Origin of the sequence: Nonomuraea jiangxiensis (assembly GCF_900099965.1) — a bacterium.
Lineage (GTDB): Bacteria > Actinomycetota > Actinomycetes > Streptosporangiales > Streptosporangiaceae > Nonomuraea > Nonomuraea jiangxiensis.
This window is the reverse complement of record NZ_FNDJ01000042.1, coordinates 54067-80595: the sequence shown is the minus strand read 5'-3', so window position 1 is coordinate 80595 and position 26529 is coordinate 54067. Positions and strand designations below refer to the sequence as shown.

General features: G+C 70.5%; 22 protein-coding genes. 5 read left to right on the top strand and 17 right to left on the bottom strand.

The window, feature by feature from the left end; translation table 11 throughout:
- From BLS95_RS49915 to BLS95_RS49900, 5 genes are all read left to right on the top strand, one after another.
- Positions 1 to 777 (top strand): AAA family ATPase (locus BLS95_RS49915; protein WP_281250138.1); only part of this gene is annotated, 777 nt, incomplete at its 5' end.
- Between the two features lie 177 nt (positions 778 to 954).
- Positions 955 to 1182: a hypothetical protein gene (locus BLS95_RS49910; RefSeq protein ID WP_090946672.1), complete on the top strand. Its 228-nt coding sequence runs from the start codon at positions 955 to 957 to the stop codon at positions 1180 to 1182.
- Between the two features lie 327 nt (positions 1183 to 1509).
- Positions 1510 to 1656 (top strand): hypothetical protein, encoded by a 147-nt coding sequence (locus tag BLS95_RS56470; protein ID WP_176993835.1) that lies wholly within the window; start codon positions 1510 to 1512, stop codon positions 1654 to 1656.
- Positions 1657 to 1784: 128 nt separating this feature from the next.
- Positions 1785 to 2114 (top strand): hypothetical protein, encoded by a 330-nt coding sequence (locus tag BLS95_RS49905; RefSeq protein ID WP_090946666.1) that lies wholly within the window; start codon positions 1785 to 1787, stop codon positions 2112 to 2114.
- Positions 2115 to 2539: 425 nt separating this feature from the next.
- Complete coding sequence (locus BLS95_RS49900) at positions 2540 to 2863, top strand: STAS domain-containing protein (protein ID WP_090946665.1); 324 nt, start codon at positions 2540 to 2542, stop codon at positions 2861 to 2863.
- A gap of 151 nt (positions 2864 to 3014) precedes the next feature.
- Here BLS95_RS49900 and BLS95_RS49895 read toward each other — a convergent pair whose 3' ends face one another.
- The 17 genes from BLS95_RS49895 to BLS95_RS49820 form a co-directional block, all read right to left on the bottom strand.
- Positions 3015 to 3890: a universal stress protein gene (locus BLS95_RS49895; protein WP_090946664.1), complete on the bottom strand. Its 876-nt coding sequence runs from the start codon at positions 3888 to 3890 to the stop codon at positions 3015 to 3017.
- Positions 3891 to 4044: 154 nt separating this feature from the next.
- Positions 4045 to 4791, bottom strand: a complete 747-nt coding sequence (locus tag BLS95_RS49890; protein ID WP_090946663.1) for a nucleotidyltransferase domain-containing protein — start codon at positions 4789 to 4791, stop codon at positions 4045 to 4047.
- Between the two features lie 221 nt (positions 4792 to 5012).
- Positions 5013 to 7856 (bottom strand): TIM-barrel domain-containing protein, encoded by a 2844-nt coding sequence (locus BLS95_RS49885; protein ID WP_090946662.1) that lies wholly within the window; start codon positions 7854 to 7856, stop codon positions 5013 to 5015.
- Positions 7853 to 10186: a TIM-barrel domain-containing protein gene (locus BLS95_RS49880; protein ID WP_218136403.1), complete on the bottom strand. Its 2334-nt coding sequence runs from the start codon at positions 10184 to 10186 to the stop codon at positions 7853 to 7855. The genes BLS95_RS49885 and BLS95_RS49880 overlap by 4 nt, the downstream gene beginning before the upstream one ends.
- A gap of 2 nt (positions 10187 to 10188) precedes the next feature.
- Positions 10189 to 11136 carry a hypothetical protein gene (locus BLS95_RS57380; RefSeq protein WP_218136402.1) on the bottom strand — a complete coding sequence of 316 codons (948 nt, stop codon included), beginning with the start codon at positions 11134 to 11136 and terminating at the stop codon, positions 10189 to 10191.
- 31 nt (positions 11137 to 11167) lie between these two features.
- Positions 11168 to 13483 carry a glycoside hydrolase family 31 protein gene (locus BLS95_RS49875; protein ID WP_090946661.1) on the bottom strand — a complete coding sequence of 772 codons (2316 nt, stop codon included), beginning with the start codon at positions 13481 to 13483 and terminating at the stop codon, positions 11168 to 11170.
- On the bottom strand, positions 13480 to 14565 hold the full coding sequence (locus tag BLS95_RS49870; RefSeq protein WP_090946660.1) for a glycoside hydrolase family 15 protein: 1086 nt from the start codon (positions 14563 to 14565) through the stop codon (positions 13480 to 13482). The genes BLS95_RS49875 and BLS95_RS49870 overlap by 4 nt, the downstream gene beginning before the upstream one ends.
- Positions 14566 to 14601: 36 nt before the next feature.
- Complete coding sequence (locus BLS95_RS49865) at positions 14602 to 15867, bottom strand: ABC transporter substrate-binding protein (RefSeq protein ID WP_090946659.1); 1266 nt, start codon at positions 15865 to 15867, stop codon at positions 14602 to 14604.
- 12 nt (positions 15868 to 15879) lie between these two features.
- Positions 15880 to 16752 (bottom strand): carbohydrate ABC transporter permease, encoded by an 873-nt coding sequence (locus BLS95_RS49860; RefSeq protein ID WP_090946658.1) that lies wholly within the window; start codon positions 16750 to 16752, stop codon positions 15880 to 15882.
- Entirely contained in the window at positions 16745 to 17686 is a 942-nt protein-coding gene (locus tag BLS95_RS49855; protein ID WP_090946657.1) for a carbohydrate ABC transporter permease, read from the bottom strand. The genes BLS95_RS49860 and BLS95_RS49855 overlap by 8 nt, the downstream gene beginning before the upstream one ends.
- 85 nt (positions 17687 to 17771) lie before the next feature.
- On the bottom strand, positions 17772 to 19022 hold the full coding sequence (locus BLS95_RS49850) for an ROK family transcriptional regulator (RefSeq protein WP_090946656.1): 1251 nt from the start codon (positions 19020 to 19022) through the stop codon (positions 17772 to 17774).
- Between the two features lie 138 nt (positions 19023 to 19160).
- Complete coding sequence (locus BLS95_RS49845) at positions 19161 to 20957, bottom strand: GH39 family glycosyl hydrolase (protein WP_090946655.1); 1797 nt, start codon at positions 20955 to 20957, stop codon at positions 19161 to 19163.
- A gap of 37 nt (positions 20958 to 20994) precedes the next feature.
- The gene (locus BLS95_RS49840; protein WP_090946654.1) at positions 20995 to 22500 is read right to left on the bottom strand and encodes a glucoamylase family protein; all 1506 of its coding nucleotides are present in this window, start codon (positions 22498 to 22500) and stop codon (positions 20995 to 20997) included.
- A 12-nt stretch (positions 22501 to 22512) separates the two neighbouring features.
- Positions 22513 to 23334, bottom strand: coding sequence for a carbohydrate ABC transporter permease (locus tag BLS95_RS49835; RefSeq protein WP_090946653.1), 822 nt, complete (start codon positions 23332 to 23334; stop codon positions 22513 to 22515).
- The gene (locus BLS95_RS49830) at positions 23331 to 24236 is read right to left on the bottom strand and encodes a carbohydrate ABC transporter permease (RefSeq protein WP_218136401.1); all 906 of its coding nucleotides are present in this window, start codon (positions 24234 to 24236) and stop codon (positions 23331 to 23333) included. Before BLS95_RS49830 ends, BLS95_RS49835 begins: the two co-directional genes overlap by 4 nt.
- 14 nt (positions 24237 to 24250) lie before the next feature.
- Entirely contained in the window at positions 24251 to 25519 is a 1269-nt protein-coding gene (locus BLS95_RS49825) for a sugar ABC transporter substrate-binding protein (protein WP_090946652.1), read from the bottom strand.
- Positions 25516 to 26514: a LacI family DNA-binding transcriptional regulator gene (locus tag BLS95_RS49820; RefSeq protein WP_090946651.1), complete on the bottom strand. Its 999-nt coding sequence runs from the start codon at positions 26512 to 26514 to the stop codon at positions 25516 to 25518. The genes BLS95_RS49825 and BLS95_RS49820 overlap by 4 nt, the downstream gene beginning before the upstream one ends.
- Positions 26515 to 26529: the final 15 nt, after the last annotated feature.

Below are 26529 nucleotides of genomic sequence, written 5' to 3'. Positions count from 1 at the left end.
CTGATCAGTCTGGACATGTCGGAGTTCATGGAGAAGCACACCGTCTCCAGGCTGTTCGGCTCGCCTCCCGGCTACGTCGGTTACGAGGAGGGCGGCCAGCTCACCGAGAAGGTGCGGCGCAAGCCGTTCTCCGTGGTCCTGTTCGACGAGATCGAGAAGGCCCACCCCGACATCTTCAACTCGCTGCTGCAGATCCTGGAGGACGGTCGCCTGACCGACGCCCAGGGCCGCGTGGTCGACTTCAAGAACACGGTCATCATCATGACCACCAACCTCGGCACCAAGGACATCTCCAAGGGCATCGGGGTCGGGTTCGCGAAGTCCAACGACGCCGACTCCAACTACGACCGGATGAAGTCGAAGGTCCAGGAGGAGCTCAAGCAGCACTTCCGCCCCGAGTTCCTCAACCGTGTCGACGACATCGTGGTCTTCCACCAGCTCACCCCGGCCGAGATCATCAAGATCGTGGATCTGATGCTCGCCCAGGTGGACTCCAGGCTGAAGGACCGCGACATGGGGCTCGACGTCTCGTCCGAGGCCAAGCAGTTGCTGGCCGACCGGGGTTACGACCCGGTCATGGGCGCCCGTCCGCTGCGCCGTACGATCCAGCGCGAGCTGGAGGACTCCCTGTCGGAGAAGATCCTTTACGGTGAGCTCCGGCCGGGGCACGTCGTCAAGGTGACGGTGGACGAGCTCGGGCTCGTCTTCACCAGTGAAAGCGCGCCCAGCGACCCGCGTCAGGGCGTGGCCGCGCGTCCGAACGTCTCGGCCGGCTGACCAGCCGGGGCCCCGAGCGTGCCGCCTGGCCGGTTCCGGCTTCCCGCGGCACAACGGCGGCATGACGGGTACGATCTCTGCGATGGCGCAGGTGCGGAGCCGGGTGTCGGTCCCGGACGGCACATATTTCACACAATGCATGTCCCTTTCATCACTGACTGGGCGCATACTGAGACCATGAGGCCCAAAGCCGCGCCCCGGCGACCCCTGCCTAACAGTCCCTTCAACGTTCCGGAGGTTCCGCCGCCCCCTGTCGAGCAGTTTGTGGCTGGAGATCGGGCTAGCCACGACAAATACGGCCTCGGCCGGATCATCGCGGTTGAGCAGGATGTCGCCGTCATCGTGGATTTCGGCACTGAGACGTACCGCATAGCCGCGCCGTACCCCAAGCTCGTGAAGCTGTGACCAGGTCGCGCTCTTCGGTCGGCGCTCGTTCAGCCCTTCGGCGCCGAACAAAACCGTCGAGCGTGGCAACAGCTCCTCGACCGCGCGCCGCGGGGCGAGGAGCAGGTCCAGACCTGCCGGTTCCTCCGCCGCTCCCCATCCGTGACTCTCCGCTCACACCTCCGGCACGGTGCGCCATCCTGGTCGGCACAGGTAGGCGTATGCTGGCTTCACCTGAGACTTTCCGCATGTCGGCAGCCGGTTGACATCGCCTCGGGAATAGCCGGTCCTGCACGCCGGAGACAGGCGGCACGCCAGATGCCGAACCGACATCGTCTCGTCGCGACCGTGGCTTTCCGAGTGTTCCTGGCGCCGCCCCTGCACCGAGAAGGAATGCTCGGCGGCGCCACCGCCGACCTGCCGGTCGAGACGGTCAGCGTCACGGGCAAGGTCCGCAACGAGCGGAAGGGTCCATCATCAGCGAGCACTCCGTGATCGACGGCAAAGCCCGCCCTGCTCCTCGTCGGGTCATCGAGACCACAGCCCTCGGCACTCGCCACCAGTCCCAGGACGAAATCACCCGATGGACGTGTCTCCACGGGCACCATGTCGGTCAGGGCTGCGTGACGTGCTACCAATCCGCGGCCGAAGCCGATCAGGCCCTGCCGCTGTGGAAGGTCGCGGTATGGTTCACCTCCCCGCGACCGATCCCGATCAAAGTCCTGCACGACGTGCATCGCCACGGCCGCGACTTCGCGCTCGACCAGCCGTCCACTCCGTTGGTCTTCGTCCTGACCGGCCAGGCCAGAGCCGTCCAGGGAGTGGACGCGGTGGCGGGTCTGGTCGGGTTCCTTCTGCAGAACCGGCACACCATCGACGGCTTCACCGTGACCGAGGTCCGGGCCGTCCACGTTCATCCCGATGCTGCCGGAGGGGGATTCCGGAAGTCGTGAGGTAGAGTGAAGACACCGAGGACTTTCCGAGCGTTGGCATTCAGGTCGGCGTCGCCCGCGGCGAACCACCAGCACCGGCCCCTTTCCGGAGGGACCTGGACGAGGCAGGCGACTATGACGCCGGCACTTCTTCCGCAACGCACGTCTTTCGCAGCCGCCGGGCCTTCCGGTGCCACGCTGACGCTCAGGACTCCAACGGCTTGACCGCCGACGACATCCTCGTCCTCGCGCCCCTGCCACCCCGCCCCGATCCGCACGCGACCGCCACCGGCGGCCCGGCCTTCCCGGAGAACGAGGGCGGGTCGGCCACCGGGCAGAAAGCGACGTGCTCCCTCAGGCAGCCGTCAGCGCCGGCACGACCACACGTGCCGCCTGCCGCCAGCTCGATATCACATCCCAGTTCAGCCTCTACGAAGGCGAGACATATGGCCATCATCTACGCAACTCCGCTCGGCGGGACGACCGCCTCGACACCGACTTACGTGCTCCTGTCCGGCGACATCGACATCCTCACCACGGAGCGGCTCCGCCGGCAGTTGCTGCACGCCCTCAACCACAGCACCAGCTCGCTCGTCCTGGACCTGTCCCAGGTCACCTTCTGCGGTGCCGACGGCCTGCGTGTGCTGTTGAAGGTGCAGGTCCGCGCCAAGGAAAGCGGTACCGCACTGACCTTGACCGGGCTTTCTCCGATCCTGGCCCGGCTGCTGCGCGTCACCGGCCTGGACCAGCGCTTCACCATCGCCGCATGACACGACGTGGGCCATGACGGCGGTTCGCCGTTCCCCGGGCCGCCACGCCCGCAGGCGCCGCCCGGGTGGCGCTGACCGCGCGAAGAGGGTGTCGGGACGATCCGGTTCCGACGGGCAGCGCGGTGCCTGTTCGAGGCGTGAGCGGGGAGGATCAGTCCGGTGGCGGGGTCACGGCCACCGGGCAGTGGACTTCGGTCAGCGCGGCCTGGGTGACCACGCCCAGCACGGGGCCTGATCTCGAATCAAGTCCGCCACGTCCCAGTACGAGCAGCGTCGCGTCCTTGGCCGCTTCGACGATTGCCCGTGGGGGGCGCTCGGCCACGAATTCGGTCGTGACCGGCACGGCCGGATACCGCGAAGTCAGGAGTAGCACCACTTCCCGGAAGCGGGCCTCGGCCCCCGCACGCATCGTCTCGGCGTCCACGAAGGGAAGCGCATCGGGCCCTGGCAGGGCTCCGGGATCCCACCAGCCGCAGATGGCCCTCACCGTCCCGCCATGCAGGGCGGCCTCCTCCAGGGCGAAATCGAAGGCGGCCCGGCTGGCGGGAGAGCCGTCGATGCCGACGACGATCCGCGCGCCGTCCCGAACCACCGGTTCGCCGGGCCGTACGACGACGACCGGCTTGGAGCTGTGAGCGGGAACCTGCACGGCCGCCGACCCCACCCGCAGGTCCTCGAACCCTCCCACCCCTCGGGAGCCCAGGACCACGAGAGCGGCCTCTCGCGCGGCCTCCAGCAACACCGCCGAGGCCGGCCCCTTGGCCATAATGGGCCGGACCTCGACGCCGCCGAGCTCGCGTCCATGGCGGACACCGTTGTGCACCACCGCCGTAGCTATCCGCTCGACCTGCGCCAGCACCTTCTCGCTGACGGGACGCAACGGGTAGGGCCACTGCCAGGCATGACAGACCAGCACCGGGAGTCCGCGAAGCCGCGCCTCGTGGACGGCCCAGCGCAACGCCTGCTCGCTTCCCGGCGATTCGTCGTAGCCGACCAGGATGGGCTGCTCGCCACCACGATCGCTCACCCTGCCTCCCGCCGAGCCGACTCCTGCCTTGGCGGGTGTCCTTTCCCCGTACTGCCGGTCGAGACCCTCGGCATGGCAAGAGCTTGCCCTTGAGGGCCCCAAGGTGATCCTCGTGGCCTACCGGGTCCCTCCGGGGCCTAGCGGTACGGGGCCCTCAGCCCCGTGAGCGGGCGCGCACCACCAGGTCGTGCAGCGCCGCCTCGGCGGTGGCCCGTTCGGGCAGGGCCGAGGAGTCCCGGGCCGCCTCCAGCGTCCGCGTCATCCGTTCCACGTCCGCCTCCAGGTCCTCACCCGGGGCGAGGCCGCGGGGCAGCACGCCGTGCTCGGCGGCCTGCTTCGCGGCGACGAGTTCGGGCAGGTACGCCGGCCCGTACGCGTACAGCCGCGTCAGGTCGGCCTGTAGCTCCCCCGTGCGCATGAGGTGCGTGCCCGTGGCCAGCACCCGGAAGGTGTAGAGCAGCGGCTTCAGCTCCCCGGTCTTCTGGAACAACCGCCACTGCGTACGGGCGAACCCCAGATAGTGGTGGGCGTGATGCCGCGTCAGGCAGCCGGACGCCAGCGCGGCCAGCTCCGCGTGCGCCGGCGAGGACGCCACCACCAGCGGCGACAGCAGCTGCTCCAGGACGTAGCCGTTGCGGCCGAGCAGTAACCGGCAGAACTTGGCGGCGTCGTGCGTGACGAGGTCGACCTCCACGCCGTCGCGCGTCCACATCCGCGACAGCGTCTCGGGCCCGTGCCGCAGCCCCGCGACCTCCTCGACCGGCAGCACGTGCACCCCGCGCAGGTCCACGTCCGAGTCCACCGAGGGGAACCCGTACAGGTGCGCCCCGCTCACCGTCGCGAACACCACAGGGTACGGCTGCTCGCCGGGGATCTCCGCCAGCCACCCGGGCAGTTTCACTACGTCTCCCTTCGCCCGCTGATCAGGAAATTCTCCACCTTTTCCGGATCGGGCCGCGCGGTCCGGAGCGAGGTCCCCGGTGCCGGGTTCGGGTGGTCCTGCGGCGGGCCGGCCGGCGCACTGCCGGCTGCCGGCGCACGGCTCACGTGACGCCGGCGCACGGCTCACGTGAACCGTGGGGCCGGGGTGGCGCCATGCCGCCCCGGCCCGTCGCGAGGGTGTCAGAACGTCCCGGTCGTGGTGCCGGCGCTGCCGCTCGCCGGCGTCGTGAGCACGGTGTTGCCGCCCGGCTGCCACTGGTCGGCGGTGTCGGGGAAGTTGGCCTCCTGCCGCTTGACGCACTTCCACTCGATCGCCGTGTTGGGCGGGAGCTTGCCGATCGTGCCCGTCCAGGTCGGGTAGGCGGTCGGCGACAGCTTGACGGCGGCGGCCACCGACCACGCTCCGAGCTGCGGCGCGCTGCCGACCGCGTAGACCGACTGGCCGGGCGTGGTGGTGCCGTTGTGGCAGGTGAACGTGGCCGACACCGGCGCCTGGCCGAGCGTGAACGCGAACGTCTTGGCCGTCGTGACGGCCGTGCCCGCCGACTTGGCGACGACGAGGTTGCCGCCCGCGTTGTACCAGCCGCTGGCGGCCGCGTCGAAGGCGGCCTTGTCGGCGCGCTGGGTCAGCGGGCTGCCGTTCAGCGTGACAGCCGAGGCCTGGGTGTCGGTGACGAGCTCGACGACGTTCTGCCTGCTGCTCGGAGCGCCGGTGTAGGTGCCGCTGGAGGCGGCCACCGTGACGGTCGCCGTGCTGCCGGTGAGCTGCTGGCTGATCTGCGTCGTCCGGACGGCGCCGGTCCGGTACGCCGTCGAGGCCCCGTCGTCCTCGTAGAGCGTGAAGCTCGTGGCGGCGGCATCCGGGTGGACGCGGGCGATCAGCTCGTTCCTGGTGGTGGCGTCGGTTCGTTTGCCCACGACGTTCATGGTCTTGTCGTCCACGTACATCTTGGGCAGGATCGCGCCCGCCCGGGCGAAGGCCGGCAGCCGGAAGACGCCGTTCACCCACAGCGGCCGGTCGGTGAACCACTGGCCGGTGCTGGTCAGCTTCTCGCCCGTGGCGTAGTCGTACCAGGTGCCGGCGGGGAGGTAGACGTCCCGCGCGCGCTCGCCCGCGCCCGCCACCACCCCGACCAGCAGGTCACGGCCGATGAGCTTCTCGTGGCCGGCCTCGCGCAGGTTCGGGTCGTTCTGGTAGTAGTACGCCGGCGGCGGTACGACGGGCTCGCCGAACCGGTAGGCCCGGTGGGCCAGCGAGTAGTAGTAGGGCGCCAGCTCGTAGCGCTGCCGGAGGTTGGCGAGGTTGCTGGCGGTATGGCCGATCTTGTCGGGTGAGGTCTGCGCGCAGTTGCACAGGTTCTCGGTGTGCGGGCGCACCGGCACCTCGAACCACGCCCCGTTGGCGAACCACTGCGTGTAGAGCTCGTTCAGGTCGGAGTCGAGCATCTCCCTGCGGAAGCCGCCGATGTCGGAGCCGTAGTAGTCGATGCCCGACATCGACATGTGGAGCTGCGCGTTCTGCTGCTGGGCGAGCGCGGTCAGCTTGGAGCCGATGTCGGCCGACCACATGGCCACGCCGTGCCGCTGCATGCCCGCCGCGCCGGAGCGGGCCAGCATGAACGGGCGCTTGGTGCCGGAGGCGTAGCCGCGGGCGATGCTCTCGGCCCACTTGAGGTTGTAGACGTTGTGGTAGTCGGCGTGGGCGTGCTTGCCGGGCAGCACGCCGGAGGTCCAGTCGCCGGCGTCGTACATCTCCGGCTCGCCGAGGTCCAGCCAGTGGCCCTGCACCCCGGCGTCCACCAGCGGCCGGCGTTTGACGGCGTGCCAGTGGTCGCCCGCGGCGTCCTGCGTCCAGTCGATCATGCCGCCCCGGCCCCACCAGTCGTTCGTGGTCAGGTAGACGGGCGCGCAGGCCGCGCACCCCGCCCGTACGAGATAGCCGCGGGAGGCCAGGTCGGCGTGCTCGGGCAGGTTCCTGCCGACATAGGACTCCTCGATCGTCATCAGGCCGACGCCCTTGTTCGCCTGGAAGTCGGCGATAGTGGCCGACGGGTTGGGGAAGGCGGCGGTGTCCCAGGTGAGCGAGCCCATCCTGGTGTTGTCGGAGCCGGCCGTCACCCCGCCGAACCACGGCAGATCGAGGACGAAGCCGTCCACGGGGAATTTCGCCGCGCGCAGCCCGGAGAGCCGGTTGTCGATCTCGGCCCAGTTGTCGTAGCCGAACTCCGACACCCACAGGCCGAACGCCTTCTTCGGCGGCACCGGCGGCCGGCCCGTCAGCTCCATGTAGTCCTTGCGCAGGTCAGGCAGGTCGGGCCCGGTCATCGTGTACCACCTGAGCTGGTCGCCCCAGGTGTCGACCGTCCACGGGTCGCCGGTGAGGTTCCACTCCTGCTTGTACACCTGGTCGAGCAGCAGGCCGTAGTTCAGGTTGCCCAAGGTCGGACTGGCCGGGCCGACCGCGAACAGCACGGGGATCTGGGCGTTGCCCACCGGGCCGTTGTCGCCGTCGTACACCATGGCGTTGCCGTAGGGGCCGCCCGGGGTGCGGGTGCGGCCCACCCAGTCGCCGTCGGCGCTGCCGCCCGTGAAGAACTGCTCGCCCAGCCCGTACGCGTGCTGGATCGAGCCCTTGCTGATCGACAGGCCCTTCCACGCCTGGGCCAGGTTGCGGGGGCACGCCTCGTACAGCAGCCGGGCCGGGTCGGACACCTTCACGCACAGCGTGCCGGCCGTCACCTCGACCTTCATGGCCGCCGTGGTGAGGGTGTTGCCCGACTGGTTGAAGCTCGTAGGCCCCGGGTAGTCGGTCTTGGCCACCTGCGGCGTGGTGAAGATGGGCGAGCCGGTCCCCGGCGACGTGCCGTTGGCCAGCTCGAAGTGCACCAGATCGTCGTCCAGGAACTCCACGATCAGGTAGGTGGAGCCGCTGGTGAACTGCACCCGCTGGACCGCCGCCCGCGCGGGCGGCGCCACCAGCAGGGGCAGGAACAGGGCGGTCAGGAGAAGAAGCGCACGTTTCATGGCCGGGCCACCACCAGGTTGTCGAGGTTGATCCCGCCGGTGTTCGAGGCGTCGTACGCGATCCTGACGGTGTGGGCGCCCGCTGTGAGCGAGGTGGTGAGCGTGGCCGTGCCCCAGGTGTCCCAGTTGGCGAGGGCGGGCAGCGAGAGCGTGCCCGCGGCGACCCCGTCCACGTAGACGGTCCGGGTGGCGGCCGCCGTGGTGGAGTAGCGGAACTTGAGCTGATGGCTGCCCGCCGCGTCCGCCTTGACGTTGAACGTCACCGCGTCCCCGGAGGTGGCGAACCCGTCGGTGAAGCCGGTTCCGGTGTAGCCGGCGTGGTCGGTGTTGGTGGAGGTGCCGGTGCCGGTGGCGAACTCGGACTCGTAGGCCGCCTTGTCCACGCCGTTGAGCGTGATGGTGCGGTTGGCCGCGGCACCGGGCAGCTTGACGTGGGTGAGTTGCTGCACCGGGTCCCACCACCAGCCCTCGGAGGCGGCCTTGAGGTCGGCGAGGCTCGCTCGCGCGGTCGCGCCGGTCACCGACGCCGGCTTCGTGCTCGCGACCTGCAGCGTGCTGGTCGTGGTGAGCGCGGGCACGGTGACGGTCACCGTGTGAGCGGTCCAGTTCTCGGCCGAGGTGATCGTGCGGGTGGCGTTCGCGGAGTCCTCGAAGTACGCGTACGACGTCGAGCCCGAGGGATAGATGCGGAAGGTCAGGTTCGTATGCGTGTTCACGCTGTTGCCGATCTCACCGCCGAGCTGGTAGTCGGCGTTGAGGTTGAGCGGGACGATCGCCCCGGGCCTGGCGTAGACGGGGATGGTGTCCAGGCCGGCGTTGTAGGTCTTGGTGCCGGGCCCGGTGAAGCGGCCCCCGTTCCACAGGTCGTACCACTCCCCCGCGGGCAGGTAGACGTTCTTGGAGGTGGCGCCCTGCGTGGTGATCGGGGCCACGAGGAGCTGTGACCCGAACAGGTACTGCTGGTCGTGCCCCGCCGCCGCCGTGTCACCGGGGAAGGCGAAGCTCATGGCCCGCATCATCGGCACGCCCGTCGTGGCGCCCGACCTGGCCTCGGTGTAGAGGTACGGGATCAGGTTCATCCGCACGTTGGCGAACTTGCGGAAGGCGGGCACCACGCTCGTGTTCCCGGTGCGGGCCTGCACGTTCCACGGCGTGCGGGCCTCCGAGACGCCGGGGTTGGCCTTCTCCGAGTGGTACTGCATGATCGGCGAGAACGTGGCCTGCGCCGTCGAGCGCAGGTAGAGCTCGGCGCTGGGGAAGTCGCCGGTGAAACCCGCCAGGTCCCACGCCGTGAACGGCACGCCCGACTGCCCCGCGCTGAGCTGGGCCCGTACCGCCTCCTGGAAGGCGGAGAAGCTGGAGTTCTGGTCGCCCGCCCAGAAGATCGACGTGGTCTGGGCGCCGGTCGTGCCCGCCCGGCTGAAGATCGTGCCGTCGGGCCTCTTGCCCTTGACGTAGGAGTTGTAGGCGCCGGTGTAGCTGTTGGGGTAGGCGTTGTGCATCTCGTCGCCCTTGCGGCCGTCGGCGAACTGCACGCCCCTGCCGAAGACGGCCTCGCTGCCGTCGGTCTTGAAGCCGTCCACGCCGACCTCGTCGATGAGGTAGTCGCGCTTGCTCATCCACCAGTTCGTCGCGGCCGTGCTGGTGAAGTCGGGGACCATGCTGTCGCCGAACCACTGGCCGGTCGGGATGCGGTAGGGGCCGTTGGTCGCGTTCTTGGCGACGTATCCCTGCGCCTGCGCGTACGCCTTGTCGTTGAGGTGCTGCTGCGGCGCGGTGGGCGGGTTGGTGTCGAAGTTCTCCTTGAACACCGGGATCTGCCAGAGGATCATCTTGATCCCCTTGCTGTGGGCGTTGGCGACCATGGCCTTCGGGTCCTGCCACGCGCTGCCCGCCGGGAACGTCAGGTCCGCGTATGCCAGCTTGCCGCTGCCGGGTTTGGCCGTGTACGTGGCGCCGTGCCAGACGTAGAACGTGGCCTCGTCACTCCACTGCTCCAGCACCATCGCGGTGTGCGGGATCTTGTACGTCCCCACGTTCGCCAGCTCGGCGTTCACCTCGGCCTGGGTGTTCCACTCGTTGGCCGACATCCACACCCCGAACGCCCATTTCGGCGGAAGCTGGGGCCGCCCGGTGACCGCCGTGTAGTCGTCCACGATCTCGGCCGGGGTGCCGGCGAAGAAGTGGTAGTCGAGCGTCGAGTTCAGCCCGCCGCCGGTGTCCACGGTGAAGCCGGCCAGGTCGCTCAGGTGCGTGTTGAGGTTGAAGATCGCGTAGCGGGTGCCGGTGACGTGCACGCCGTACCCGGCCGAGTTCAGGAAGAACGGCACGCTCAGATACGTGCGCCGGGTGGCGCCCTGGCCCGGTACTGGTTGTAGACGTAGTTGTGCACGTCGGTGCCGCGCTGGTCGAGCCGGTCGTAGCGTTCGCCGAAGCCTTCGAAGCGCTCGCCGGGCGGCGACAGGAAGTGGTCCTCGATCTTCGTGATCGTGGTGGCGCCGTCGCTGGCCCAGCCGATGTTGCGGAACGTGGCGGGGTCGTACTGGCGGGTGATCAGGGTCGTGCCGTCGCCCTTGTAGACCGACAGCCGATACGGCGACTTCTGGATCTTCAGCACGAGTGAGCTGGTGGAGATCGTCAACGTGCTCGCGGAGTTCGTCACCGTGTACCCGGAGACGCCTGAGATGTTGAGACCAGAGCCGCTGGGGGCGATCTGCGTACGGAACCGGTCGAGCGCGGGGAAGGCGAAGCGGATCTTCGGCGTGAAGCTCCCCGCGCTGTCACCGGTCGTGACGTCCACCGACGTGCCGTTGTTCACGAACCCGGTCACGTTCGTCACCGTGCTCCACGAGGTGACCGTGAACACGAACGGGCCGACGCTCTTCTGACCGCCCCCGTTCACGTCCGCGTTGACGGTGTAGGAGATCTTGTCCCCCCGGGCGAACGTACCGAGGTTGATCTTCCAGTAGCTGTTGTTGCCGCTGTTGTGGTCCCAGGCGGCGCCCACCGGGGTCTGGCCGACCCCGTTCCTGGTCCAGGTGACCCAGACGGTCTGGCCGGGCTCGATCGGCCAGGTCGTCGCGTTGATCTGGACCGGCTCACCGGCCATCGGGTCGCGCGGGACCCGTTCGGTGGGCTCGCTGGAGTAGAGGTCGTCGATTCCGGTCGGGTTGTGGTGGACGCCGTCCAGGGCGTAGGCGGAGACGGAGACAGAGACGGAGACCAGGGAGGTGAGCAGGACGAGCGCCGAGACGATGGCGACCGACCGTAACCAACTCATAGGGGGTGTGCTCCTCTCAAGCAGCTACCACTCAGTCGGTGAACACGGGAGAGAGACGGGTCCAGTGCTCCGCCGCGCACATGACGGGCGGGCGGTCGAGGGGTGCCGGCAGGCTCACCGTCCGCCCGCCGGCCAGCTCGCGCCCGGTCCAGACATCGACCCAGCCGCCCTCCTTCTCGGGGAGGTAGACGGACGTCTCGGTGATACCGGGCTCGGTCACGGGCGCGACCAGCAGCGCGTCGCCGAGCTGGTACTGCAGCGGGTGCCGCCACACCTCCGGGTCATCCGGATGGTCGAAGAACAGGCCGCGCATCAGCGGCGCCCCGCCGGCCGTCGCCGCCCGCGCCTGCTCGGCCAGATACGGCACCAGCCGCTCCCGCAGCTCGGCCAGCCGCCGGAACACCGGGATCACCCGCTCGTCCCCGGTGTGGGCGGCCACGTTCCAGGGCGTGCGATCCCTCATGGGCAGGCGGTGGTGGTTGAACTCGGAGTGGTACTGCATGATCGGCATGAAGGCCGAGGCCCCCGCCGCCCGCAGGTAGAGCTCGGCGTCCGGCACGGGCCCCGAGAAGCCGGCCAGGTCCCAGCCCCAATAGACGATCCCGCAGGCCGAGGCCGTGATCCCGGCCCGGATCGAGGAGCGGAACGCCTCCCAGGTCGAGTCCTCGTCCCCCGCCCAGAAGGCGCCGTGCGGCTGCGAGCCCGCGAACCCGGCCCGGCTGAACGTCACCGGCGCCTTGCCGCAGGCGCGCAGCAGGTCGCCGAACGCGCGAGCGTAGTGCACGGAGAACAGCCCGTTGCCCGCGGCGCCGTCGCGCCCGTCGGCGTAACGCAGGTCGTGGCCCCAGGCGTGCTCGCCGCCGTCGGTCTTGAACCCATCCACGCCGACCTCCTCGACCAGGTAGCGCCGTTTGGCCGTCCACCAGTCGCGGACCTCCGGGGAGGACAGGTCGGGCATGAGCGCCAGCGGGAACCACCAGCCCCGGTTGCGGTAGGGCCGGCCGTCGGCCTCGCGCACGCCGTACCCGCGTTCGACGAGTTGCCGGGCGTCCACGGCGGCCTGATGGCGGGGGTGGGGGCGCATCTTCTGCAGCGGGATCTGCCAGAGCAGCACCTTGACGTCCCTGCGGTGCAGCTCGTCCACCATGCCCTGGGGATCCGGCCACGGCCCGTCGGCGGGGAAGGTGTAGTCGGCCAGCCGGTGGGGCTCCTCCGACGGCTCGTACTCGGCCCCGCGGAACGCCGTGAACGTCGTCTCGTCGCTCCACGCCTCGATGACCAGCGCGCCCACCGGGATCCCGTGCTCGCGGTGCCGGTCCATCTCGGCCAGCACGCGTTCCTGGGTGTTCCACTCGTTGCCGCTGGCCCACAGCCGGAAAACCCACGACGGCAGCTCGGCCGGGCGCCCCACGTCGTCGAGGAAGGCGCTCAGCACGTCCGCCGGGCGCTCACCGTCGTAGAAGCGCACGCCCAGCTCGCCGTCCGGGCCGGTCTCGGCCTCGACCACGATCCGGCCGGGCCGTGACGCGCCGACGTCGTACCAGGTGCGCCGCGAGGTCCGCACGTGCCAGCCCCAGCTCGCCGGGCCGCCCACCACCATGGCGTACGGCATCGGCAGGTACGTACGCCCGTGCCGGCCCTGCGCCTTGTACTGCTCGAAGACCACCGCGTCGAGGGCGCGGCCCCGCTGGTCCACGGCGTCGAACCGCTCGCCGAAGCCCACCACGTGCTCCCGCGGCCCCAGCTCCAGCTCGAAGCGCACCCGCAGCGGGCCGTCACCGTCGGCGAGCCAGCCCACGCTGCCCGGCACGACCCGGTCGGCACCCGTGACCTCCAGCTTGCCGCCCGCGCCGGACCAGCTCGCCGCCGTCACCTCGAACCACCGGGTGGCACGGGTCGCGCCGTCGGCCGTCGTCGCCCGGAAGCGGTAGGCGTAGCGGCTGCCGGCCCGCAGGGAGGGGGTGCGCACGCCCCAGGAACCGGCGGCGGCGCGGGCGGCACGCGCCTGGGCGGCGGCCAGGTGCCCACCGTCCACCGCTCCTGCGGCGCCGGCCCCTTCCACCGCGCCGGTCTCCTCCGCTGCGCCGGTCCCGTCCACCGGGCCGGCCTGTTCCGCCGCGCCGATCGCTTCCGCCGCGCCGGCCCGCGGCGGGGCGTCCCGCCTGGCCAGGGGTAGCTCGGCGGGCGCGGCACCGTCCACGGACCAGTCGCACACGATGGAGACGACCCGCGCCGACGCGCGCACGCGCAGCTCCACGCTCTCACCGTCCAGCGGCCTGGCCGGGACGCGCTGGTCCTCCGTCTCCGCGTAGGGGTGCCCCGATCCATGGGGCCGGTGCCGGATCACGCCGTCACTCCCAGCTCGTCGGCGAGAATCAGGTACATGCCGTGCGACCACAACAGCGGCGTGGCCACCGGGCCCCACCGGTCAAGCCACTCCTGCCGCCGGTCGGGCGCCAGCAGCAGATCGGACACCTGCTCGGGCAGGTCGCCTGCGGAGGTCGCCTGCGCCGCCATCCACTCCAGGTAACGCACGGCCTCCTCCCGCCGCCCGGCGCGGGCGTGGTTCCAGCCGAGGAACCCGGCCAGCAGCAGCCACCGCCCGCCACCGTAGAAGGTGTCGGCGAGATAGCGGTAGACGCCGCCGTCGCGGGCGAGCTGCCGCTCGACCTCGGCGACCGTGGCCTCGCCGACCGGATGCCCGGCCGGGTACAGCCCGAACGGCTCGACGCAGGCCAGCAGGCTGCCGTCCACCGCGTCGCTGCCGAGCCACTTGCGCAGGTGCCCCTCCCCGCTGACGCCCTCCCGCGCCACGAGCCCGGCGACGCCCTCGACGGCCTCGGCCGCCGCCGCCGACTCCGCCGCGCTCAGCACGCCGAGCGAGACGGCGGCCCGCAGGCCCGCGTGGATCGAGCCGAGCGTGGCGACGTGGCGGTGCTCGACGTGCTCCTCCCACCAGTCGTAGCAGGGCACGTGCCAGAACGCGGTCAGGTAGCGGGCCGCCGTCCTGACGCCCTTCTCGATGCCGGGCACCGCCCTGCCGTGCCGGACGACGTGCTCGCGCAGCGCCCAGAGCCACGTGCCGTACCCGTCGAGCTGGAAGTCCCACCAGTCGTCGTCGCCGTCCACGCCGTCCAGCGTGAACCGGGTCGGCAACATCTCGGCCGCCGTAACCGCCTCGCCGCGCCCCGTGCGGGACACCAGCACATCGACCTGGCCCGCGCGGTCACCGACCACCCGGGCGCACCAGGCGTGGAAGGCGTCCGCGCCGGCCACGTCGCCGTGCCTGCTCACCCCCTCGGCGATGAACGCGCCGTCACGCAGCCAGGAGTAGCCGCGGTAGGCGGAGAAGGTGGGCGAGGCCGGGTAGGCCCCTGAAGACGCCTGCAAACTCTTGATCACGTCGAGGCTGTGCGCGACGAGGGACAACGATTCTCTCCTGAGTGGGTAGAAAGGGGGGAACGGCTAGCCGAGCAGCGCGTCGACTTCGGTGGCGGCCGCCTTGAGCGCGTCCTCGACGCTCTTGCGCCCGGCCGCGGCCTCGCTGAGCTCCTTGGTCACCGCGTCCTGCATCTCCTGCTGGCGCTTGATCACCGGAGGCAGCGCGATGGACTTGAGCGAGTCGAAGACCGCCTGCCGGTTGGCGGGCTTCGGATCCTTGAGATAACCGGACAGGATCTGCTGGTCGGAGATCGGCGGCAGCTCCCACGACGACTGGATGCGGGTGGTCGCCGCGGTGTTGGACGCCGACAGGAACCGGGCCCAGGCCCAGGCCTCCTTGCCGTGCTTGGTGGTCGAGGAGGCCGCCACCGCGTTGTGGAAGACCGCGCTGGCCTTGGCCGAGTCACCCGGCTCGACGACGACGTCCCACTCGAAGGGCACGTCCTTGAGGCCGGCGAACTGCCAGATGCCGTTGTGCCACATGGCGAGCTTGCCGGACTTGAAGAGGTTGGTGTCGTAGTCCGCCGTGCCGCCGATCTCGGCCTCGGTCGGCATCGTCTTGCCCACCTTGGACACCAGCCAGTTGGCGGCCTTGACGCCCTGCGGGCTGTTGAAGGCCGACTTCTTGCCGTCGGCCGACAGGAACTCGCCGCCCGTCTGCTTGAGCGTCTTGTAGAACTCGAAGAACTGCACCGGCTGGAAGTCGCCGTAGACGCCCTTCTTCCTGTCGGTCAGCTTCTCGGCGGCCGCCTGCTCGTCCTCCCACGTCCAGTCCGCCGTCGGCACGGGCACGCCGGCCTTGTCGAACAGGTCCTTGTTGTAGAAGAGCACGACCGTGGAGAACGAGGCGGGCAATCCGTACTGCTTGCCGTCCTGCTTGAAGGCGTTGAGCGACTCCTGCGCGTACACCGAGGTGTCGCCGTCGCCCGCCACCGTGCCGAGGTCGAGCAGGGAGCCGGCGCTGGCGTAGGTGACGAAGTTCTCGTAGTTGAGCTCGAACGTGTCAGGCGCGGTGCCGCCGGCGATGCTGGTCTGCAGCTTGGTGAAGTACTGGTCGAAGGGTGCGGTCTCGACGACCACGTCCACGTTCGGGTTCTCCTTCTCGAAGGCCTTCTCGATCGTGTCGAGGTCCTTCACGTGGTCGGGCGCGGCGGAGAAGGTGAAGTACCGCAACGTCACCTTGCCGCCGGCCTCGGCGGTGGTGCCCCTGGTGGCCGATCCCTGCGAGCAGGCGGTGGCGAGCAACGCGGCCGCCGCGACGGCGCCGGCGATCTTGATGTGTCGTGACATGGGGGGATTCCTTTACTTGAGCCCGCTCTGCGCGACGCTGGCGATGACGTGCTTCTGCGCGAAGACGTACAGGATGAGGATCGGGACGACGCTGACGACCGAGCCCGCCATCACCACGTCCCACTGCGTGGTGAACTGACCGTGCAGGGTCGCCAGGCCCAGCGGCAGGGTCATGAACTCCGGCGACTTGATGATGATCAACGGCCAGAGGTAGCTGTTCCAGCTCGCCATGAAGCCGAAGATGGCGAACGTGGCCAGCGCCGGGCGGATCAGCGGCAGCACCACGTACAGGAAGATGCGGAAGTGCCCGGCACCGTCGAGCACGGCCGCCTCGTCGAACTCGCGGGGCACCTGGTTGATGGCCTGCCGCAGCAGGAACACGCCGAACGCCGAGGCGATCGTCGGCGCGAGCAGCGCGAAGTAGGTGTCGACCAGGTTGAACGCGCGCATCTCGATGAACAGCGGCACGACCAGCACCGGCAGCGGCATCATCAGCGTCGCCAGGTAGACCGCGAACAACGCGCCCCGCCCGGGGAAGGGCAGCCGGGCGAACGCGTAGGCCGCCATCGCGCTGGTGACGAGCTGCAACGTGGTGGAGGCGGCGCCGATCCAGGCGCTGTTGAGCACGATCCGCCAGAACGGCAGCGTCTCCAGCAGCCGCCCGTACGCGTCGAGGCTCGCGCCCTCGGGGGTGAAGTCGGGCGGCACGGACAACACGGCGTCGCTCGGCGTGATCGAAGTGATCACCGCCCAGGCGAACGGGAACAACATCGCCAGCGCGCCGAGACCCACCACGGCGTAGCGCGCCATCCGGCGGGGCTTCGCCCAGAGGGCTCGGGTGGAGGTCCTCGCCTCGCTCCTGATCCGTCCTCGCGGCTCACCCATAGGTCACCCACCGCCTCTGGCCCCGGATCTGCACGATCGTGACCAGGAGCACGAGCGCGAACAGCAGCCACGACAGCGCCGAGGCGGCACCGGCCCGGCCGTAGCGGAAGGTGAGGTCGTAGATCTGCGAGACCACCACCTGCGTCGCGCCCCCCGGCCCGCCGCCCGTCATGATCTGGACCTGGTCGAACACCTGGAAGCCGTTGATCAGCGAGATCACCACCACGAAGAACGTCGAGGGCGACAGCAGCGGCAGCGTGATGTGCCGGAACCTGCGCCAGGCCGTCGCGCCGTCCACCATGGCGGCCTCCTGGTACTCCCGGGGGATCGCCTGCAGCCCGGCCAGCAGGATGATCATTACGAACCCCAGGTCCTTCCAGGCCGAGGCGAGGATGATCGACGGCATCGCCCAGTCGGGGTCGGTCCACCAGCCGGGCCCGCTCACGCCCACCAGGCCGAGCGCCCAGTTGACGATGCCGCTGGCCGGGTTGAGCAGCCACTTCCACATCAGCGCGACGACCACCCAGCTCGTGATCACGGGCAGGAAGTAGACGCCGCGCAGCAGGCCGCGTGCGGGCATCGCCCGGTTGAGCAGCACCGCGAGGCCCAGGCCGCCGAGGTAGACCAGCGGCAGGTAACCGGCGATGAAGTACAGCGTGTGCAGGAACGCGGCCCGGGTGTCGGGGTCGCCGATGAGCTCGACGTAGTTGCCGAGGCCCACCCAGCGCATCTCGGTGATGAGGTCCCACTCGTGCAGGCTGGTCCAGAAGGAGCCGACCATCGGGATCAGCGTGTAGAGGACCAGCGGCACCAGGCTCGGCAGCAGGAACAGCGCGACCGTGCCGGCGTAGCGCCACCCGCCGCGCCGCTTCGGGCGCGCGTGGGTGACGGGCGCCCGGGGCGGCGCATCGGGCAGGGCCTCCCGGACGCTCATGAGCCGGCCCCGATCAGGCGGGCGAGGATCAGGCGGGCGAGGATCGGACGGTCGAGGATCGGGCGGTCGAGGATCGGGCGGGCGCTCATGAGGGGGCTCCGATCAGGCGGGCGCGGACCAGGCGGCCCTGCTCGCCCGCCGCTCCGGCGGAGTCGAACGGGGTGGCCAGCACGAGGGCCGCCGCCCCCTGCGCCCAGCTCGTGTCGTCCCAGCTCTCCACCTCGACGGAGATGTCGCGCCGCCCCGGGTACAACTGCGCGCGCAGGGCCGGCTCGAAACCGGTGCGCCACAGCGGCCAGTCGGCCGTGCCCTCGCCGAGCACCACCACGACCTCCGGGTCCACCACGTTGATCAGCCCCGCCGTGGCGCGGCCCAGGATCGCCCCGGCCTCGGCGAACACCTCCCGGGCGACCACGTCACCGCCCGCCGCCGCCCGCCCGAGCGCGGCCACCGCGCCGAGCGGGTCACGCGCGTCCGCCTGAGCCGGGTCCGCGCCCGGCCGGCCGCCCCCCTGAGCCTGGGCGTGCCTGGCGCGGGCGGTGGCCAGCAGCCCGGCCGAGCCGACGAACGCCTCCAGGCACCCCCGGGCGCCGCACCCGCAGGTCGGCCCCTCGGGGTCCACCGGCAGGTGCCCGAACTCGCCCGCGCCGCCCCGCGCACCCCGGTAGACCCGGCCGTCCGCGACGATCGCCGCGCCGACGCCGCGCCCGATCGTCAGCACGAGGAAGTCACTGTGCGTACGCCCCCGGCCGTACAGGCGCTCGGCCGCGGCCAGCGCGTTCACGTCGTTCTCGACCAGGACGGGCAGGTTGAGCCGGCGACGCAGCCGCTCACCCACCGGCATGGCCTGCCAGCCGAGCGTCGGCGCGTTGACGGTGCCGACGGCCTGGTCGTCCACGCTGCCCGGCACCCCGACCCCGACGCCCAGCAGCGGCGGCACCCCGGAGATCTCGCGGACCACGGACTCCACCGCGTCCGCCAGGTGCTCCAGCGCGTCCGGGGCCGCCGGGTCGTGGGGTCTTTCCCAGGAGCCGAGCACCTCGCCGTCGAGCCGTACGTCCACCAGCACCAGGTGGTCGGCCGTCACCTTCACCCCGAGCGCCCGCCCGGCGCTGCCCACCAGCCCGAGCCGCTGGGCCGGACGGCCGCCGCGGGACGGCTTCAGGTCCAGCTCCTCCAGCATCCCGTGCCCGATGAGCTCCTTGGTGAGCTGCGTGACGGTGGCCGGGCTGAGATCCAGCTCGCGGGCGATCTCGCTGCGGCTCAGCGGGCCGACCGTGCCCAGGAGGGCGAGGATCGCCGTCCTGGTGAGGTCGCCGCGGTCCGTGCCTGCCATATGAGGGACTTTCTTTAGGAATAAAGTTAGTGGTGAAGATACTGAGGCGTGGCCATCCCCCTGTCAAGAGTTCGAAACCTTCCTGAAACCGAAAAGCCCGCCGACGCGAAGCGCGGTCGGCGGGCTCACGAGCGGCGGCTAGGGTGTCAGCTCGATGAAGGAGACGCCCGGCATGGGCAGCTCGAACTCCAGCGTGACGGTGCCGCCCTCGACCCTGCGCGCGGGGGCCAGCTCCTCCAGCGTGTTGCCGGCGCGCAGCTCGTCCCACTGCTCGCCCGCCGGCCAGTCGCCGCCGCCCATCGACTGCCAGGCCGCCTCCACGTTGGAGTGGCCCGCGTCGATGCGGTGATGGGTGAGCGTGCGGGCGCCGTCCAGTCCGTCGACGGTCAGCGTGACCGTACGCGCCAGCTCGGGCGCACCGGCGGCCTGGGCGTGGTTGAGGGTGCCGTTCCAGACCAGTACGCCGATCCGGCCGTCGTCGTGCCGGGCCGCCCACACCTCGACGCCGCCTACGTCGCCGTCGAGGGTGGCGGCCAGCTCGGCGTCGCCCAGCCGGGCCGCCAGGGTGAGGGCGTGGAAGCGGGGCTTGCGCAGGTTGCCGACGGTCAGCAGGCCGAACCCGCCGTGGAACAGCCGCGGCGGCCGGCCCAGCTCCTCGAAGTGGTCGGAGGCCACCCAGTGCGACAGCGCGGCGATCCGGCCGGCCGCCGACTTCATGCCGTGCAGCAGGAACGACGCCCCGAAGGGCCCGTCACCGACGCCGTGGAAGTGGGTCGGCGTGGGACCCCACTCCGTCCACCAGACGGGCACGTCCATCCCGTACCGGGCCAAGGCGGGACGCCAGTCGAGCGGCGCGTTGCCGTAGGTGTGGGTGGACAGGAAGTCGAGCGCGGCGCCCGACTCCGCCACGTGGGCGAGCAGCTCCTCGACCCAGCCGTTCGCGGCCGAGGCGGGGCCGCCGACGCGCAGGTCCGGGTGGACGTACTTCACGGCGGCGGCGGTGACGTCATAGAGCAGGAAGTACTCCTCGGGCGTGCCCGACCAGAAGACGGCAAGGTTGGGTTCGTTCCAGACCTCGAAGGCCCAGTGGTCGATCAGCTCCTGGATGCCGTACCTGTCCGCCAGGTGCTCGACCAGCGCCCTGACCAGGTCGCTCCAGGCCTCGAAGTCCTTCGGCGGCGAGACGATAGCCCCGTAGCCGAAGACGGTTTTCGTGGGGTCGGCGGCCAGGTCGCGTGGCATGTAGCTGAGCTCCACGATCGGCCGCAGCCCGAGGGCCACCACCGTGTCGTAGACCTCGTCCACCCGGCTGAAGTCGTGGACGGCCCGCCCGTCGACCTCCTTGTAGACGCCCAGGTCGTCGCAGAGGATGGCGTGCGCCCTGACGGTCTGGACGCCGAGCTCGTCGCGCACGATCCGCAGCGCCCCTGCCAGCTCCTCGCCGATGGGCCGCCCGCCGGTCTCGTCCGTGCTCAGCAGGTGGGACAGGTGCTCGGACCCCACCATGTACGCCCACGGCCGCGCCGGCTCGCCGGTGACCCGGCGGGCGTCCACCCGGACGGACACCGACGACGCCGGGGCCCCCGGAGCGGCGGGCAGCGGCTCCGCGTGCACCTCCGGGGACAGGGGGCCCACGTGGTCCATGGCCGAGACGGCGGCCACCGAGTAGGCCGCCGCCCCGTGCCCGGTGTCCACGAACCGGCAGGACGGCACCGCGGGCACGTCCACGTCCGGCTGCGCGGCCGGCGCGCCGTCCCGATGCACCAGGTAGCCGATGGCACCGGGAACCGGGTCCCACGTCAGCGTCACCTGGCCGACCCCCGGAACCGCCCTGAGGCCGGTGGGGGCCTCCAGGCCGGGCCGCGAGGCCGCGGCCGGCTCGCCGGACGCCTGGCCGATGCGGTCCTGCCAGTCGTGGTGCGCGGCCGTGTTCATCAAGGGGCTTCCTTTCAGTGGGTGGGCGGGACGAGGTCTATTCCTCAACGTCCCATTCCTCAAGGCGCATCACCGGGCGCAGCTTGGCCTCGACGCCGGAGCCGGCGAAGTAACGGTGCAGGTTGCCGCCGGTGAGCGTGTTGCTCAGGGCGGCCATGGCCATGCCCTGGTCGAGCGCGAGATACCACTTGGACACGACCCCGGAGCGGACGGCGACGGAGTCGTAGAAGCCGCCGGGGCCGTAGACGTCGAAGTTCCGGCGGAGCTTGGCCAGGTTGTCCAGGGCGGCGTCGCGGGCGTACGGCAGCGCCAGGAAGCTGGCGTGCGGCGTCACCACGCCGTCGCCGTAGGCCGCCGGCTCGGGCTTGGCCGGGCGGCAGCCCTCGTAGCCGGGGTCGGTCCCGGTGCGCTCGCGGTCGGAGGTGTATCCGGGTTCGTCCATGCCGAGCGGGTCCACGCCGTACTCGCGGTAGCCGCCGTGCGGGTCGTTGGACGGAGAGAAGCCCCAGTAGCCGTATTTCGCTTCGTCGAGCCCGTGCTCGATCTGGGCGCGGACGAACACCGGGTGGTTACGGCCCCAGCTGCGCGGCGCCCACTCGGCCTCGGGGACCACGAGGTCGGGCATCAGGGCCTCGAACATCGAACCACCCCAGTTCGGGACGAAGCGCATGCCGCGGTAGGCGTACGTGCCCTCCCACACGTTGACCCCCAGGTACTGCTTCCACGAGCCGACCGGTTTCTGGTCCTGCCAGCCGAAGTCGCAGGCGTTGTCGGGGAACGTCCGGTAGGGGCCGAAATAGTGCTCGCGCGGGATCTGGCCCAGCGCGATGCCGACGTAGGTGCCGATCCGGGTCTCGGCGGGCGCGCCGTAGTGGTGGCAGGTCGAGTAGACCGTGGTGCCGGTGCCGGCGTAGTCGCTCTCGACGTAGCAGCCGTCCGGCGGCTCCGGCCAGAAGCCGCCGCGCAGTAACCCGGTGCCCGCGTCGGGGCGGGCGGCGGGATCGTAGTAGGACTCGAAGTCCATCGAGGTCAGCAGGCGGTTGGCGGCCGGGGCGTGGGCGGGCATGGCGTTGCGGACCATCATGAGCGCCGTGGCCAGCCAGCCGTTGTCGACGCTGGAGGCGAACGGGCGCACGACGTCGCCCGTCTCCGGCCAGGTGCGGACCAGCTGGAGGGTGGCGGGGTCGTACCAGTTGTAGAACTGGCCGGTGGGGGTGTCGCGCTCCAGCCGTTCCAGCGCCCTCAGCACCTTGCCGACCCTGGCGGTGGCGTCGCCGCCGCCGATCAGGCGCAGGTCGCGGGCGGCGAGCGTGCTCCACAGGTACGTGCCGATGTTGGTGGGCGAGGTGACCTTGGCACGGGTCTTGAGGTCGCCGGTCACCTTGTCGGCCAGCAGGCCGGTGGCCGGCTCCACCATGGCCGCCATCGACCGCCACGTGTCCTTCGCGTAGCGGTGGAGCGTGGTGTCCCCGGAGGCCGCCGCGGGGGTGGCCGGGACGGCTAGAACCAGTACGAGCAGACCTGACAGGACCGTCTTGCGCATGGGCGTGCTCCTCTACTTGAGGCCGGTGGTGGCGATGCCCTGGATGAAGAAACGCTGCAGGAAGACGAACAGGAACAGGATGGGTGCGATCACCACGACCGACCCGGCGACCAGCAGGTTGTAGTGGGTGCCCTCGTTGCCGTTGAGGATGTTGAGTGCGACCGGGAGGGTGTACATGCTCTCGCTCTGCGCGACCACGGCCGGCCAGAGGAAGTTGTTCCACGAGCTGAGGAACGTGATCAGCCCCAGCGTGGCCAGCGCCGGCCCGCACAGCGGCATGATGATGGTGAAGAAGATCCGGAACTCCCTGGCGCCGTCGACCCGGGCCGCGTCGATCAGCTCGTCCGGCAGGTCGGAGATGAACTGCCGCATCATGAAGACGCCGATCGGCGCCACCACGGCGGGCAGGATGATCCCGAGGAAGGTGTTGACCATGCCCAGCCTCGCGATCAGCACGAACTGCGGCACCATGAGGACGATCGCCGGGATCGCCAGCTGCACCAGCACCAGCCCGAACGCGAGGTTCTTGCCGCGGAAGGAGAGCTTGGCGAAGGCGTAGCCGACCATCGAGCAGAACAGCAGGTTGGTGGCCACCAGCACGAGCGCGATGAGCAGGCTGTTGACGAACGCGGTGCCGATGTCGACCCGCTGGAACAGCTCGGCGAAGTTGTCGAGGGTGAACGTCTCCGGCCAGAACGTCGGCGGGTCGCGCCTGATTTCCCGCTCGGGCTTGACCGAGCTGAGCGCCGTCCACAGGAACGGCCCGACGACCAGCACCAGGCCGGCGCTGAGCCCGAGGTAGACGACCGCGCGCTGGCGGCGGGTGCGGCTCACCTGTTCCTCCCCAGCCTCAGTTGCAGTACGGCGAGCGCCACGATGACCGTGAACAACACGGTCGCGGCGGCGCCGGCGTAGCCGTAGTTGCCGACGCCGAACTGGCCGAAGATGGCCAGCGAGGCCGACAGCGTGGAGTTGAGCGGCCCGCCCCTGGTCATGACCAGCGGCTCCTCCAGGAACTGCATGAACCCGACGGAGCTGTAGACGGTGCAGAACAGCAGCACGGGCCGCAGCGCTGGCACGGTCACCGAGCGGAAGCGGGCCCAGCGCCCAGCGCCGTCCACCTCCGCCGCCTCGTACAGTTCCCTGGGGATGGTCTGCAGGGCGGCCAGCAGTACGACCATGTCGAAGCCGAAACTGCGCCAGGCGGTCATCACGATGATCGACGGCAGCGCGGTGCTCTGGTCCTGTAACCAGTTGGGGCCCTGGAGGCCCACCAGCTCCAGCAGCCGGTTGACCAGCCCGGCCTCCGGCTCCAGCAGGAACTTCCAGGCCACCGCGATGCCGATGATGCTGGTGATGGAGGGCAGGTAGTAGCCGAGCCGGAAGAACACCGCGGGCAGCCGGGCGATGCCCGAGTTGAGCAGCACGGCCGAGGCCAGCCCGAGGCCGATGGTCAGCGGCAGCGCGGTGACGACGAACACGACCGTGTTGAGCGCGGCCTGCCGCATGGCGCCGTCGTTCATGAGCCGCAGGTAGTTGTCGACGCCGACCAGGTTGACGCCGAGCGGGTCGGTCACGTCGGTGCTGCGCATGTCGGTGAAGCTCATCCCGATGCCCACGAGCAGCGGCCCCAGGTAGAACACGACGAACAGCACCACGAACGGCAGGATGAAGATCCAGCCGATGCCGGACTGGCGGAAGGCGCCCCTGATGCGCAGCGGCGCCGCCCTGCTCACGGGGGCCGCCACCGTCACAGGCCGGTGCCGATCGTGCCGGCCTGCGACTGGATCGCCTGGGCCGTCTGCTCGGGCGTCTGCCTGCCGCGGGCCAGCTTCTCCAGCTCGGCCTCCAGCACCTTGGCCACCTGCTCCCAGGTCGGGAACGGCGGCGGCGTCTTGGCGTCCTTGAGCTGCTCGCCGAAGACCGCCAGCCGCTTGTCGGCGGTCAGCTCCGGCTCCTGCCAGGCCGACTGGACGGCGGGCAGCGCCTTGACCGTCGTGTACCACTTCGCCTGGACCTTCGGCTCGCTCAGCCACTGGATGAACTTCCAGGCCGCGTCGCGGTTCTTCGCCTTCTTGAAGACGGCCATGTCTGCCCCGCCCACGAAGCTCGTGCCCGCCACCGGGCCCTTGGGGTAGGGCGCCACGTCGAACTTGTCGCCGAACCCGGGCCCGCCGTCGTTGTCGAGCACGCCGATCATCCACGGGCCGGAGAAGAAGCCGCCCACCTCACCCTTGATGAAGGTCTGCGGGAAGGCGTTCTCGGGGGTGTCGGTGGGGGCCAGCTTCTGCCTGAACAGCGACTCGTACTGCTTGAGCGCGGCCACCGCCTGCGGGGTGTCGAAGGTGTATTCGCCGTCCTTGACGATCTCGCCGCCGGCCTGCCAGATCAGCGGAAGCACCTCCTGCCATGACGCGCCCAGCGTGTAGCTCTGGTTGAAGCCGTTCTTGGCGCCGCCCTTCTCCTTGAGCGCCTTGGCGAACGCCGTGAACTCCTCCCAGGTCTCCGGCGGCTGTACGCCCGCCTTCTCGGCCTGGTCGGTGCGGTAGTAGAGGACCCGGGTCTCGACGTACCACGGGACGCCGTACGCGGTGCCGTTGACGTCTACGGTCTGCCAGGCGCCGGGGAAGAACCGGGACTTGTCGACCAGGTTGCCGGGTGTCGGCTCAAGCGCGCCGGTCTTGGCCAGCTCGCCCGACCAGGTCGAGCCGATCATGCTGACGTCGGGTGTCGCGCTGCCCGCGATGGCAGCGGTGAGCTTGTCGTGGGCCACGTCCCAGCCGATGGCCGTCACGGTGACCTTCACGCCCGGGTTGGCGCTCTCGAAGTCCTTGACGAACGCGCCGAGCGCCTTGCCCTCCTCGCCCATCGCCCAGACCGTGACCTCCCCCGTGGCCTTGCCGGTCGTGACGTTCCGTGCCTGCTCGGGTGCCTCGCCCGCGTCGCGGCCGCAACCCGCGGCCAGGATCACGAGGGCCAGCGCGCCGCCGACGGCGGCGCGCGGGGTGGTGGTGTTCACGGGGCTGCCTCCTGGGGGTGGTGACCGCAGCTGTCACGGACGACCAGCGCGGTGGTCAGGATGAGATGTTTGTGAGTGTCGCGGGCGCCGGTGATCAGCTCGTCGAGCGCGCGGGCCGCGCGGGCTCCGAGCTCGCGCATCGGCTGGCGTACGGTGGTCAGCGCCGGGCGGGCGTGGCGGGCGGCCATGATGTCGTCCCAGCCGGTCACGGCCACGTCGCCGGGCACGTCGAGCCCGAGTTCCTCGGCGGCGAGCAGCGCCCCCAGCGCCACCTCGTCATCGGAGCAGATGATCGCCTCGGGCCTGGCCCGGCCGCCGAGCAGCTGTTTGGCGGCGTCAAACCCGCAGTCCACGGTGTATTCGCGGGTCGGGACGGCCTCGATCGCGCCGCCGAGCACCGCCCGGACGCCGCGCCAGCGCTCGTCCACGTCGTCCTGGCTGGCCAGGGGGGCGCCCAGGAAGGTGAAGCGCTCGTAGCCGTGCCCGGTCAGGTGGGCGGCCAACGCCCGCGCCGAGGCGATGTTCTCGCTGCGGAGCGTGTCGGCGCCGGACAGCGGCTCGCGCGAGATGAACACCAGCCGCACGCCCAGTCGCACCAGCTCGGCGACCAGCGGCTCAGGCACGGTGTGACCGAAGATCGCCAGCCCGTCCACCCGCCCGGCGAGGTCCTTGATCAGGTCGTTGACCTTCGTACGGCCCTTGGTCGACAGGATGACCACCGAGCGCCCCAGCTCGGAGGCGACCTCCTCGTATCCGAGCAGGACCTCGGTGTAGTAGGGGCCGGCCAGGTCGGGGAAGACGATGCCGTTGGCGGCATGGCGGCCCTCGGCGAGGCTGACGCCGAGGCGGCTGGGCGTGAAGTTGAGCTCCTCGACGGCCTTGAGCACCTTCTCGCGCGTCCTGGCGGCGACGGGGCCGGTGCCGCGCAGTGTCCTGGACACGGTCGCGATCGACACGCCGGCCCGCTTGGCCACTTCGTAGATGGTCACGTCCATCACGGATCTCCCTCA